At 59.1% G+C, this 12,292-nt stretch carries 12 protein-coding genes and 1 riboswitch; of the genes, 10 read left to right on the forward strand and 2 right to left on the reverse strand.

Features of this window, described 5'->3' with window-relative positions:
* Positions 1-124 precede the first annotated feature (124 nt).
* The 4 genes from J3352_RS05465 (at position 125) to J3352_RS05480 (ending at position 2,799) form a co-directional block, all read left to right on the forward strand.
* Positions 125-628, forward strand: a complete 504-nt coding sequence (locus J3352_RS05465; RefSeq protein WP_035394104.1) for a YqeG family HAD IIIA-type phosphatase — start codon at positions 125-127, stop codon at positions 626-628.
* Entirely contained in the window at positions 625-1,479 is an 855-nt protein-coding gene (locus tag J3352_RS05470; protein ID WP_099357236.1) for a TIM barrel protein, read from the forward strand. Before J3352_RS05465 ends, J3352_RS05470 begins: the two co-directional genes overlap by 4 nt.
* A gap of 121 nt (positions 1,480-1,600) precedes the next feature.
* On the forward strand, positions 1,601-2,158 hold the full coding sequence (gene efp / locus J3352_RS05475) for an elongation factor P (protein WP_005932902.1): 558 nt from the start codon (positions 1,601-1,603) through the stop codon (positions 2,156-2,158).
* Between the two features lie 68 nt (positions 2,159-2,226).
* Positions 2,227-2,799, forward strand: coding sequence for a CD1247 N-terminal domain-containing protein (locus J3352_RS05480; protein ID WP_197036488.1), 573 nt, complete (start codon positions 2,227-2,229; stop codon positions 2,797-2,799).
* A gap of 54 nt (positions 2,800-2,853) precedes the next feature.
* On the opposite strand, the gene J3352_RS05485 is transcribed toward J3352_RS05480, so the two are convergent.
* On the reverse strand, positions 2,854-3,141 hold the full coding sequence (locus tag J3352_RS05485; protein WP_005932907.1) for a hypothetical protein: 288 nt from the start codon (positions 3,139-3,141) through the stop codon (positions 2,854-2,856).
* Positions 3,142-3,291: 150 nt separating this feature from the next.
* Positions 3,292-3,379, forward strand: a riboswitch (ZMP/ZTP riboswitch).
* Positions 3,380-3,430: 51 nt separating this feature from the next.
* Here J3352_RS05485 and J3352_RS05490 point away from each other — a divergent pair.
* Both J3352_RS05490 and J3352_RS05495 read left to right on the forward strand, forming a co-directional pair.
* Positions 3,431-5,092, forward strand: a complete 1,662-nt coding sequence (locus tag J3352_RS05490; protein WP_197036298.1) for a formate--tetrahydrofolate ligase — start codon at positions 3,431-3,433, stop codon at positions 5,090-5,092.
* Positions 5,093-5,182: 90 nt separating this feature from the next.
* Positions 5,183-5,767, forward strand: coding sequence for a hypothetical protein (locus tag J3352_RS05495; RefSeq protein ID WP_156066034.1), 585 nt, complete (start codon positions 5,183-5,185; stop codon positions 5,765-5,767).
* A gap of 479 nt (positions 5,768-6,246) precedes the next feature.
* Here J3352_RS05495 and J3352_RS05500 read toward each other — a convergent pair whose 3' ends face one another.
* Positions 6,247-7,149, reverse strand: a complete 903-nt coding sequence (locus J3352_RS05500) for a GDSL-type esterase/lipase family protein (RefSeq protein ID WP_005932911.1) — start codon at positions 7,147-7,149, stop codon at positions 6,247-6,249.
* A 182-nt stretch (positions 7,150-7,331) separates the two neighbouring features.
* Between J3352_RS05500 and J3352_RS05505 the strand changes: the two genes are divergently transcribed.
* The 4 genes from J3352_RS05505 to J3352_RS05520 all read left to right on the forward strand — a co-directional run bounded on the left by J3352_RS05505 (position 7,332) and on the right by J3352_RS05520 (position 12,102).
* A complete protein-coding gene (locus J3352_RS05505) occupies positions 7,332-8,483 on the forward strand; it encodes a cysteine desulfurase family protein (protein WP_156066032.1) in 1,152 nt (383 codons plus the stop codon).
* Between the two features lie 175 nt (positions 8,484-8,658).
* Positions 8,659-9,858, forward strand: coding sequence for a tRNA uracil 4-sulfurtransferase ThiI (thiI, locus tag J3352_RS05510; RefSeq protein WP_005932913.1), 1,200 nt, complete (start codon positions 8,659-8,661; stop codon positions 9,856-9,858).
* A gap of 5 nt (positions 9,859-9,863) precedes the next feature.
* Entirely contained in the window at positions 9,864-11,183 is a 1,320-nt protein-coding gene (locus J3352_RS05515; RefSeq protein WP_156066028.1) for a competence/damage-inducible protein A, read from the forward strand.
* Positions 11,184-11,202: 19 nt separating this feature from the next.
* Entirely contained in the window at positions 11,203-12,102 is a 900-nt protein-coding gene (locus tag J3352_RS05520) for a CinA family protein (protein WP_156066026.1), read from the forward strand.
* Positions 12,103-12,292 lie beyond the last annotated feature (190 nt).

The raw sequence follows: 12,292 nt of genomic DNA on the forward strand, positions 1-12,292 counted from the left end.
TCTCAGTCTCGCTCTGCTCGCCAGCTCCCCTAGTAGGGGAGCCTTTGGCATACCGGTGGAGTTTACCTTCTGAGAAAAAATGCTGGTCTTGCGCTCTTACCAAAATCTCAATGAGGTCAAAACTATGCTCATTACCCCCGAATATGTTTTTAAGGATGTGACCCACATCACGCCGGAGTGGCTGGCCCAAAAGGGCATCCGGGCGCTGGTGCTGGATATCGACAACACCCTGACCGCCGACCGCAGTCAGGAGCTGCCGGAAGAAGTGGCCGGGTGGCTGGAAGCCATGCGCAGGGCGGGCGTAAAGCTGACCATCGTTTCCAACGGTGCCGAAAAGCGGGTGCGCCCCTTTGCGGAAAAGCTGGGCCTTGCCTACCTCTACCGCAGCGCCAAGCCCCTGCCCTTTGCGCTGGGGGTGGCCCGCCGCCGGATGCAGGTGAAGCGCAGGGAAATGGCCATGGTGGGCGACCAGCTCTATGCCGACCGGATGGCGGCGGCGCTCTATGGTATTCCGGGCCTGATGGTCATCCCCCGCGGACCGGATCTTGGGGCACAGGTGGTGCTCAAGCGCAAGTGGGAGAAAAAACACTGGCAGGAATACTACGACCGGGGAGGTAAGACCCTGTGAGTGAGTGGAAGATCCGGTTCGGCACCGCAGGCACCAGCGACAGCTTCACGGCCATGGGGTATAAGAACAGTCTGGACATTCCGGCCTATACCGAAAAAATGGGGCTGGATGCCTTTGAATACCAGTGCGGCCATGGAGTCCGGCTGGGGCTGGACAAGGCCCGGCAGATGGCTGACGATGCCGCCGCCCGGGGGATTTTGTTCAGCGTCCACGCGCCTTACTATATCAGCGCCTCCAGCCTGGACGAGGAAAAGCGGCTGAACAGCGTGAACTATCTGCTCCAGAGCGCGGCGCTCTGCAGGGCGCTGGGCGGCAGGCGGGTCATCTTCCACTCCGGCAGCTGCGGCAGGCAGAGCCGGGAAGCTGCCCTGGAAAAAGCGCTGGACACCCTGAAACGGGCGCAGGACGCGCTGGATGAAGCGGGCTTTGCCGAGATCACCCTCTGCCCTGAGACGATGGGAAAGATCGGCCAGCTGGGTACGCTGGAAGAGGTGTTGGCTCTCTGCGGGGTGGACAGACGCATCACCCCCTGCATCGACTTCGGCCACCTCAACGCCCGGACGCTGGGCGGCATTCGGTCCAAGGCGGATTATGCCGCTATCCTTGACCGCATCGGGGAGGCGCTGGGGGATGCGCGTGCCCGGCAGTTCCATGTCCATTTTTCCCGCATCGAGTATTCCAAGGGCGGTGAAAAGCGGCACTGGACCTTTGCCGAGACCCAGTTCGGCCCCGAACCCCAGCCCCTGATGGAGCTGCTGGCCGAGCGCGGGCTTGCGCCAGTCATCATCTGTGAGAGCGCCGGTACGCAGGCAGAGGATGCACAGACGATGCAGAGAATGTATTGTGGATGAACTTTTTTCTGATTTTATCGTCTTTTTTGCTCAAACCCCTTGCCAAACCATGCAGGATTGAGTAAAATAAATAGAGATATGCATTAAGCATCAATGAGATTTTACTAATGGAGGAATTCCTATGATTTCTGCAGGCGAGTTTCGCAACGGCGTGACCTTTGAGCAGGACGGCCAGGTTCTTCAGGTCGTTGAGTTCCAGCACGTGAAGCCCGGCAAGGGCGCTGCCTTTGTCCGCACCAAGACCAAGAACGTGATCACCGGCTCTGTGGTTGAGACCAGCTACAACCCGACCGCAAAGTTCCCTCAGGCTTTCATCGAGCGCAAGGACGTGACTTACAGCTATGAGGATGGCGATCTGTACCACTTCATGGACAACGAGACCTACGACGATATCCCCGTCAACGCTTCCGATGTGCCCGATAACTTCAAGTTCTGCAAGGAGAACGAGCCGTGCAAGCTGCTGAGCTATAAGGGCAAGGTCTTCAGCGTCGAGATCCCCAACTTCATCGAGCTGGAAGTCACCCAGACCGAGCCGGGTGTCAAGGGCAACACCGCCACCAACACCCTGAAGCCCGCTACTGTCGAGACCGGTGCTGAGATCCGCGTTCCTCTGTTCATCAACGAGGGCGACCACATCCGCATCGATACCCGCACCGGCGAGTATATGGAGCGCGTCTAATTTACCGACAGACCGGGCAGCGGGCAACCGTGTGCCCGGTTTTTTGATTAAGATAGGAGGTCATTCTTATGAAGGAAAAGGCTGCATACCTGCGGGGCCTGATCGAGGGCCTGGGCATCGACGAGACCACCAAAGAGGGCAAGGTCATCAAGGCCATGAGCGAACTGCTGGGCGAACTGGCAGAGGCTGTGGACGGCATCGATGAAGATGTGACCCGCGCCTACGACCAGATCAACGACCTGAGCGAGGAGCTGGAGGATCTGGAAGCCGACCTCTATGAGGACGATGAGGATGACGAGGAGCCCGAAGAAGAGGAAGAGGATACCGAAGAGGACGACAATGACGATGATATCGCCAGTGAGCCGTTCTATGAGGTGGCCTGCCCCAACTGCGGCGAGACCGTTTACGTCAGCGAGGACGACCTGGACGCGGGCGAAGCAAACTGCGCCCACTGCGGCGTGACCTTTGAGGTCGCGCTGGAGGATGAGGACGAGGAGCAGGAAGAAGGCCCCGTGAAGTACGAGGTGACCTGCCCCGCCTGTGGTCAGACCACTGTGTTTGAGGAGGACGACCTGCTGGATGGCGCACCCAAGTGCCCCGGCTGCGGCAAGCCCCTGGACTTTGAAGTGACCGAAGAGTAAAGCACAACAAAAAGGACCGTCTCCTCAGCGGGAGACGGTCCTTTTTTATGCCGTTCAGCGGGTCTCGTTTGCCTTCTGCAGCCAGATGCTGCCAATGTCCAGTGCGTTGTACAGGCCATTCTTGGTGGTCTGGCGGAACACGCGGGCCTCAGGGGCCAGGCTGTCGTTGGTGGAGAAGACCTGAATGTGTACCTTATCGGCCACGTCCATGCCGCCCACGGATTTGGTGCTCAGGATCTGCATCCGCAGCACATAGGGGTCGGTCATACGGCCGTAATACAGCTCGTTGTCCTTACGGACGAGGGGCTTGCCTTTATAAGTCAGTTTCGGTGTAAATGGCATCGTGAAAGCCTCCCTATCGTTTGATACACTTTAGTATAACACATCTGGCAGGATGGATGCAAGCCGCAGGGGCCGTACAGGCAGATTTTTCTTTGCGGACAGTTTCTGCTTGACAAACCACGGGCAGATGTGATATCTTTGACCCAGAAGAACGGGTTTGCCTGCTGACGGAACGTTGTGGAGCACCACAGTGCAGACAGAACCGGGTTTTGTTACGCCGACCGTCTGGGCAGCCTTGCGCTATTGGTGCGCAAAGCTGTCCTTTTTGCATTTCAGGGAGGATTTGAGCATGAAGTCTGATATCGAGATCGCACAGGAAGCCAAAATGAAGCCCATCACCGAGATCGCTGCCTCGCTGGGGCTTGCCGATGAGGACGTGATCCCCTATGGCCGCTACAAGGCCAAGATCAACCACCGCCTCATCCACAAGGCATCCAGGCAGGGCAAGATGGTCCTGGTCACGGCCATCAGCCCCACCCCGGCAGGCGAGGGCAAAACCACCACCAGCGTGGGCCTGGCCGATGCCATGAACGCTCTGGGCAAAAAGACCATGCTCTGCCTGCGTGAGCCCAGCCTTGGCCCCGTGTTCGGTGTTAAGGGCGGCGCGGCCGGCGGCGGCTATGCCCAGGTGGTGCCCATGGAGGATATCAATCTCCACTTTACCGGTGACCTGCATGCCATCGGCACCGCAAACAACCTGCTGGCTGCCATGATCGACAACAGCATCCAACAGGGCAACCCCCTGAACATCGATCCCCGCCGCATCACCTGGAAGCGCTGCATGGATATGAACGACCGCCAGCTCCGCTTCATCGTGGATGGTCTGGGCGGCAAGGTCAACGGTACCCCCCGTGAGGACGGCTTTGATATCACCGTTGCCAGCGAGGTCATGGCGATCTTCTGCCTGGCCACCAGCATCTCCGACCTGAAGGAGCGGCTGTCGAAGATCGTCTGCGCCTACACCTACGAGGGCAAGCCCGTCACGGCTGGCGACATCGGTGCCGCCGGTGCCATGACCGCGCTGCTTAAGGATGCCCTTGACCCGAACCTCGTTCAGACGCTGGAAAACAACCCCGCTATCATCCACGGCGGCCCCTTTGCCAACATTGCCCACGGCTGCAACAGCGTCATGGCCACCAAGCTCAGCCTCTCGCTGGCCGATTACGTCATCACGGAGGCAGGCTTCGGTGCAGATCTGGGTGCCGAGAAGTTCCTGGATATCAAGTGCCGCTATGCCGGCATCGCCCCCAGCGCCTGCGTGCTGGTGGCCACCGTCCGTGCCCTCAAGAGCCACGGCGGCGTTGCCAAGGCTGACCTGAACCAGCCGAATCTCGAGGCTGTCAAGGCCGGTGCCTCCAACCTTGTGCGCCACATCGACAACCTGAAGAACGGCTTTGGCCTGCCTGTGGTGGTGGCCATCAATGCCTTCCCCACCGACACCCCGGAGGAGCAGGCATACGTTGAGCAGGTCTGCGCCGAGCAGGGCGTGCCCTGCGTCCTGAGCGAGGTGTTCGCCAAGGGCGGCGAGGGCGGCAAGGCTCTGGCCGAGAAGGTGCTGGAGGTCATGGAGGATCGTCCCATCCAGTACGTCTACCCGCTGGAGATGCCCCTGAAGCAGAAGGTGGAAGCCATCGCCAAAAAGATCTACCGTGCCGATGGTGTGAATTTCAGCGCCGCCGCTTCCAAGACGCTGGCCGAACTGACCGAACTGGGCTACGGCGACCTGCCGGTCTGCATCGCCAAGACCCAGTACAGTTTCAGCGATAACGCCAAGCTGACGGGTGCGCCCACCGGCTTTACCATGGAGGTGCGGGAAGTCCGCCTTGCCGCCGGTGCCGGTTTCGTGGTGGTCATCTGCGGCAACATTATGACCATGCCCGGCCTGCCCAAGAAGCCCGCCGCCGTCAATATCGACGTGGATGCCGAGGGCAAGATCACAGGGCTGTTCTGATTGAAAAAATATGAAGTCCCATGTCCGCACCGTTAAGTTGCTGGGTATGGGACTTTTTAGCTCAACAAATCGGAAGCGGTGGAGAAAAAGATGAAAGCTTACCACATGAGTCAGACACTACAAGTTGGGGATAAATTAAAAGCTGGATACAAGAGAAATGAAATTCGTTGTAGAGAGGTTATCAGCACATTAGAACAATCTGAACAGTGTCTCGAAACAACGATTGCGTCGATGAAATTGCAAGGTGATGAATGGCGTGAATATGTAAAATGGTGTGTTGAAGGAATCTTTGAATTTGTAAGAGAAACCGAATTTTCTTTTCTTCCAAGCCGTTTAAATTGCAGCTACTATTTCGACAATATTGAATATTATAAAGTGTTATATGAAGCTGGCTGGGCTCAGAAATCGGAAGAAGAGAGAGCACAAATTCGACTTTTTGAGGTTGACCTTGAAGAAGAGAAACCTACAAAATATGATATGCTTCTTTTCGATGAAGCTTTTGATGTTATGTTGAACACAAAAAATATAAAGGGTGTAGTAGAATGCGCCCGAAAATATTTTTCTGGAGAATGTAGCAATGACCCTGTTTGGGAAATTATGAGTGACAAACCGGCGATAGCAACAAAAGATATAACGGAAATCTTACTTGATTGCCTTGGCCTGGTCAAACAATGAAAAGTTTTAGTTTTATTGTTTGGCAGATCAAAATACCATTCTATGAAATCCCTGTGTTAGGCCACTCTCCCTTTTCTATATACAAATCAACTATAAGATGTTATGCAGAAATTATTCTGAGGCTGAAAGTTTCCAGTGATCCGGAAGAATACAAAAACTCTATTATCACGATGTGGAGCATCAGCCAGAAACGCTTCCGTCGTCTTTTGCGTCAGAGTGAGATACTTTACAAAAAGGGATAAATGTGGTATCCTAAACATAGGATAAGAAAGGTATTTGAGGTGGTCAATTTCGTGGCAGCCACACGCCGATGGTAACGACAAGGGCTTAGGCTCTGAGAGATGCAGGAGAACGCCACGCCTGCCAAATACCAATCGATGGGGAACGGTTTAGATGCCGTTCCCCGTTCCTGTTTGTATGACAAAACCGCCCTTCCAGTTTGATACCGGAAGGGCGGTTTTTCTATGTGAGTATTCAGCTTAAGCCGTCTGTTGGCCCACGGTGTGGGTGGCGAGATATTCCACCCAGGCGGGGTAGCCCTCGGGCTTGATGTGGATGCCGTCGGGTTGGGCGTATTCGGCTTTCAGGTCACCGTTGTCGTCGGCAAGGGCTTCCCACAGGTTCAGAAAAGCGCAGTTCTTTTCCAGCGCAATGGCAGCCAGCTCATTGTTGATCTCGCACAGCCGCTCTTTGTACAGGCCGGGATGGCTGCTGCGCACCTCGGGCCGGACAGGCGTGATGGACTGCACGTAGATCTGCGTGTTGGGCAGGGCCTGGGAGATCATATCCAGCATGAGCCGGTAGTAGGTGAGAAAGCTGGAATAATCTCCGTCCCGGTTGAGCACGTTGGTGCCCAGCAGGATATACAGCACCGGGGGCTGCCGGGCTGTCAGCACCTCCATGGGGACCTCGGTGCCGCCATCGGAGCGCTTGCAGGTGGTGCCATTGACCACAACGCTGGGGTTTGCGCCCCGGTAGGCGCAGAAAGAGGCCTCCGGCAGGCCGCTGGAATAGATCTGCATCCCCTGCGTCAGGCTGTCGCCCAGAAAACAGACGTTGGCAAAATAACTGCGGTCCACGGCGGTGGTGCGGTCCAGCGCGGCCAGCCGGAAATCCATGGCGGTGGACCCTGCAGAGGTGGTCTGCACGGTCAGCCGCCGCGCGGGCGTGTAGCTGATGGTGTTCCACTCGCTGCTCTGCAGCTCCTGCTGGAAGATGGTCGGGCCCTGCACGGCGGCAGGGCTCTGCTCCCGGTGGAGGTGCTTCCACAGCAGGCCTACGGCGCTGAGCAGGATGAGCAGCACCAGCAGCCCGGCAACGGCAAAAGTCCTGCGCCAGCGCTTGCGCAGGATGCGGCGGCGGTATTCCTGATAATCGGCCATAAAAACACCCGGCTTTCTTTGTGTTCGTTACCCTCATTATACAGCACCCGGCGGGGCCGTGCAAGTGGGCCGTGCTACTTTACGGCGGCAGATGCTTTGTGGTATAATCATCATGGTTTAGTATGAAATCCTGTCGGCGGCGGGTGCCGCTGGCGTAACTGAGAAAGCAGGAATCAAAATTTATGCTGCAAAACCCTGAATTGCATTATCTGGACAACGCCGCCACCACCATCGTGGCCCCGGAAGTGGCGGATGTCATCAACAAGGCCATGCGGGAGCACTGGGCCAACCCGTCCAGCCTGTATGCCCCCGGTGCCCGGAGCGAGGAAGCACTGAACGCCGCCCGCGCCGCCGTGGCCCGCACCCTGGGCTGCAAGAGCCGGGAGCTCTATTTTACCTCCTGCGGCAGCGAGAGCAACAACATGGCCCTGCTGGGCGCGGCCCTGACCCGCAGGTTCGGCAAGGGCATCGTGGTGTCCGGCTTTGAGCACCCCAGCGTGCAGAAGCCGCTGGAGCGTCTGGCCGCCATGGGGTATGATGTGACCGTGGTGGACCCCGGCCCGGACGGCACGCTGGACATCGACCGGATGCTGGACCATGTGGACAAAAACACCATCCTTGTGGCCTGCATGATGGTCAACAACGAGGTCGGCACCCGGAACGATGTGGAGCGTCTGGCCGCAGAGGTCAAGCGCCGCAACAGCCGCACCATCGTCCATGTGGATGCCGTGCAGGCCTGGATGCGGGTGCCCATCAAGTTGGCGAACATCGACACGCTGGCTGTCAGCGGCCACAAGATCCACGCACCCAAGGGTATTGGTGCGCTCTACCTGAGCGACAGCCTGTATCAGGCGTTCCAGGCTCCCTATCTGGGCGGTGAGCAGGAGCGGGAGAAGCGTCCCGGCACCGAGAACATGCCCTATGCGCTGGGCCTTGCTGCCGCGGCCACCCGCCTGAACAAGACCATGAAGAGCCGGGATGCTGCTGTGCGCGCCCTGAACCTGCGCCTGCGGGAAGGGCTGAAAACCTTTCCGGAGGTGGTCATCAACAGCCCGGACAATGCGGTGCCCGAGGTGCTGAACTTCAGCGAGAACTGCATCAAGAGCGAGACCATGCTGGCCCATCTGGCGCAGCAGCAGGTCTATGTCTCCTCGGCCAGTGCCTGCGGCCGGGGCCAGCCCAGCCACACCCTTGCCGCCATGGGCAGGGACCCGCTGGCCATTGATACGGCCATCCGCGTGTCCTTCTGTGCGGACAACACCCCCGAGGATGTGGATGCGTTCCTCAACGCCTTCGAGGACGGAATGAAGCATTTGCAGAGAATCAAAAAGTAAAAAAGGAAAGCATCCTCACCCTCTCAGGCCGCTCCGCGTCCAGCTCCCCCAAAGGGGGAGCTCTTGACAAAACCGGAAACTTTGCGTGGAATGCCAAGGCCTCCCACTTTGGGGGAGGTGGCAGCGCGTCAGCGCTGACGGAGAGGGTGAGCCAGCTATAATTAAGGAGAACTCTATGCGTGAAATTATTATGGGCTATCAGGGCGAGATGTCCCTGAAGGGCCTGAACCGCAACCAGTTTGAGTCGGCTATGATGAAGATTCTGCGCTACCGGCTCAAGACCGTGGGCAAGTTCAAGGTGTACTGCACCCAGTCTACCTTTTATATGGAGCCCGAGGAAGAAGACGTGGACATGGATCTGGCCTTTGACCGGGTGCGCACCGTGTTTGGTCTGGCGGCGCTGAGCCGTGCCGTGGTCTGCGAAAAGGACTTTGATACCATCTGCCGGACTGCGGAGGAGTATCTGGGCGACAGCCTGCACGGCATCAAGACCTTCAAGGTGGAGGCCCGCCGTTCGGATAAGACCTACCCCATGACCAGCCCTGAGTTGATGCGGGAGCTGGGCGCTTACCTGCTGGGGCTGCACAACTACCTGCGGGTGGATGTGAAGAACCCCCAGTTCAAGGTCATTGTGGAAATTCGGGATTACGGCGCGTATATTCATGGCCCGAAAATACCCGGAGAGGGCGGCCTGCCTGTGGGTACCTCCGGCCGTGCCCTGAATATGCTCTCCGGCGGCATCGACAGCCCGGTGGCTGCCTACCGGATGGCAAAGCGCGGTTTGGCCCTGGATCACATCCATTTTGCGTCCCCTCCGTATACTTCTGAGCGCGCAAAACTGAAAGTTAAAGCTCTGGCCCAGAAGATCACCCCCTATACCGGCAGCTCCAACCTGTTTGTGGTGCCCTACACCAAGCCGCAGGAGTATATCCGGGACAACGCCCCCGATGTGCTGTTCACGGTGCTGATGCGCCGCAGCATGATGCGCATTGCCAATCGTATTGCCACCAGACAGGGCTGCGAGGCCCTCATCACCGGCGAGAGTCTGGCTCAGGTGGCAAGCCAGACCGTCAAGGCCCTGCAGTGCACCGATGCCGCCCAGGATCTGCCCATCCTGCGCCCGCTGATCGGCATGGACAAGACCGAGATCATCGAGACCTCCCGCCACATTGGCACCTACGAGACCAGCATCCTGCCCTATGAGGACTGCTGCACCATCTTCACCCCGCCGCACCCGAAGATCCGCCCCGAGCTGGCGGAGATCCTGGAGGCAGAAGCCGCCATGCCCGGTTTGGCAGAGCTGGAGGCCGAAGCTGCTGAGAACACCGAGCGGATCCGCATCCGCATTACGGACGAGATCGAGTTTGAGGGGTGAGCGGCATGACAGCGGAGATCATCAGTGTGGGCACCGAGCTGCTGCTCGGCAACATCCTCAACACCAATGCCCAGTACCTGAGCCGGGAGCTTGCTGAGCTGGGCATTACGGTCCAGCGGGAGAGCACCATCGGCGACAATCAGGGGCGGCTGGCGGACTTTGTCAACGAAGCAAAAAGCCGCTGTGACCTGCTGGTGTTCACCGGCGGTCTGGGCCCCACGGCAGACGACCTGACCAAGGAGACCGTTGCCGCCTGCTATGGCGATACGCTGGTCTTTGACGAGAGCGAGTGGGAGAAGATTATCGGTTATTTTGCCCGCTCCGGCCGGGTGACCACCCCCAACAACCGCAAGCAGGCCATGGTGCCCGTAAAGGGGCATAAGATCATCAACCACCACGGTACTGCCCCCGGTGCATGGTTTGAGCAGGAGGGCCGCTGTGCTGTCCTGATGCCGGGCGTGCCCAGCGAGATGAAGGCCATGTGGAACGAGAGCGTCCGCCCCCTGCTGATGAAGCGTCAGAACTGCACCCTGCACTCTGTCACCCTGCGGGTGCTGGGCGGCGAGAGCAGCCTGGAATATCAGGTGCGTGATCTGCTGGAAAACGCCAACCCGACTGCTGCCATCTACTGTAAGACCGGTGAGTGCGAGATCCGCATCACCGCCCGGGCTGCTTCCGATGCGGAAGGCGAAAAAATGTGCCGGGAATATGCCAAAAAGTTCTATGATCTGCTGGGCGATGCGGTGTATGATGAGGATGTGGCCGGGCTGGAGGAGACACTGGTGCGCACCTTAAAGGAAAAGGGGCTCACCCTCTCCACCGCCGAGAGCTGCACCGGCGGGCTGATCGCACAGCGCATCACCTCGGTGCCGGGCTCCAGTGAAGTGTTCGGCTACGGCTTTGTGACCTATTGGGAGGCCGCCAAGGCAAGGCTGGTGGGCGTGGAACCGGATGTCATTGCAAAGTACAATGTGGTGTCGGCCCCCGTGGCCGCCCAGATGGCGCTGGGGGCCGCGCAGGCCGCCGGTGCTGAGATCGGCATCAGCGTGACCGGCGTGGCCGGACCGACCGGTGGAGATGCCCTCCGCCCGGTGGGCACGGTGTATCTGGGCGCGGCCCGGGGCGAGACGGTGTATGTGAAAAAGCTGTCCGTCTCCCGGCCCGACCGTGCATTGGTGCGTGCCCGTGCCGCGCAGGCCGCCCTGGAGCTGGCCCTGCGGCTGGCACAGGGAAAAGTTCCTGCAGGCACAGAGCCCCTTGCCCGGAACGCACAGCACAGCGCCGAAGCGCTGGACAAGCTGAACGAGGTGTTCCTGGGCCACTAAAAGGCAGGGGGAATGCAGGTTGACACAGCAACAGGAGACCGGGTGTGTGCTGCGGTTGTTCGGTGCGCAGTCCACAGCGGTGGGCAAAACGGTGGAAAACTTTCCGCCCCAGTGGCGGGCCGCAGCCCAGTGGAAGAGCCGGGGCGCGGAAACGCTGGTGGCCCTGCAGGCGCAGAGCCCTTCCGGGCTGAAAAAGGCTGCGCAGGCCCTGCGGCAGGCGTTTTCGGCAGACCTGTACGGGGCAGGGGAGACCACTCTGCCTGCCGCCGTGGTGGAGGCGCTGGAACGGCACGATAAGCTGCTCATCTGCGCGGATGCTGCCGCCGGTGCCCTGCTGGAAGCCCGGCTCGAGAACCTGCCCGGGGCCGAGAAGGTCTTTGATTTTGGTGCGGTGAGCTATGCCAACCCCAAGACCGGCCCGCTGATCGAAAAGCGTGCCCGTGCCCGCCTGCCCAAAGACTGTACCGACCCGCTCCGGCAGGCGCTGGCCCGGGCTCAGGCTGCCCGCCGCGTGGTGGGGGCAGATCTCTCCGCCGCCTGTGCCGAGCGGGAAAGTGACTGTGTGCTGGTGCTCAGCTGCAGGAAGGGCTGCTTTCTGCGCACCGTCCCGGCGGGGGAGAACCCTGCCCTCTGGCTGCTGGATATCATCCGGCGCACGGCGGCAAACAAGCCTCAGGCTGAAGGGACAGGCTTCCTGCCTGCCCGCAGGGCTGCAAAGAAGGATGTTCTGCCCGGCCCCCAGCCCAGGCGGCATCCCCTGCGCCGGGTGTGCATGACGCTGCTGGTGCTGGCTCTGCTGGCGGCTCTCGCTGCGGTCGGGGCGTGGGAATATACCAACGGCAATTTCTACGCTCTGCCGGAACAGCTGCACACCCTGCTGACGGAGCACATTCCCCGCCCGGGGGCGACATTGGTATAGGACCGACCTTCTCCGTCATTGCTGCGCAATGCCGGAGAGGGTCTTTTTTTCTAAATTAACAGAAAGTTCACCCAAAAAACGGATAAAATCTATCCATCGGGTTTGACGGGTTTTCAGCTTTGGTGTATCATATAAACAGTATGTGGTTTTTCCGCTGTTGGGCGGCCTGCCGCCCCGATTTTTGATAGAT

It is taken from the genome of Faecalibacterium sp. Marseille-Q4164, from assembly GCF_017377545.1.
GTDB classification, from domain to species: Bacteria; Bacillota; Clostridia; order Oscillospirales; family Ruminococcaceae; genus Faecalibacterium; species Faecalibacterium duncaniae.

Excerpts from the sequence above, each read along its gene's own strand:
- J3352_RS05500 (WP_005932911.1), bottom strand. The coding sequence starts at position 7,149 with ATGGCCGATTATCAGGAATACCGCCGCCGCATCCTGCGCAAGCGCTGG.
- J3352_RS05480 (WP_197036488.1), top strand. The coding sequence starts at position 2,227 with ATGAAGGAAAAGGCTGCATACCTGCGGGGCCTGATCGAGGGCCTGGGC.
- J3352_RS05490 (WP_197036298.1), top strand. The coding sequence starts at position 3,431 with ATGAAGTCTGATATCGAGATCGCACAGGAAGCCAAAATGAAGCCCATC.
- thiI (WP_005932913.1), top strand. The coding sequence starts at position 8,659 with ATGCGTGAAATTATTATGGGCTATCAGGGCGAGATGTCCCTGAAGGGC.
- J3352_RS05515 (WP_156066028.1), top strand. The coding sequence starts at position 9,864 with ATGACAGCGGAGATCATCAGTGTGGGCACCGAGCTGCTGCTCGGCAAC.
- J3352_RS05495 (WP_156066034.1), top strand. The coding sequence starts at position 5,183 with ATGAAAGCTTACCACATGAGTCAGACACTACAAGTTGGGGATAAATTA.
- J3352_RS05505 (WP_156066032.1), top strand. The coding sequence starts at position 7,332 with ATGCTGCAAAACCCTGAATTGCATTATCTGGACAACGCCGCCACCACC.
- J3352_RS05465 (WP_035394104.1), top strand. The coding sequence starts at position 125 with ATGCTCATTACCCCCGAATATGTTTTTAAGGATGTGACCCACATCACG.
- J3352_RS05485 (WP_005932907.1), bottom strand. The coding sequence starts at position 3,141 with ATGCCATTTACACCGAAACTGACTTATAAAGGCAAGCCCCTCGTCCGT.
- efp (WP_005932902.1), top strand. The coding sequence starts at position 1,601 with ATGATTTCTGCAGGCGAGTTTCGCAACGGCGTGACCTTTGAGCAGGAC.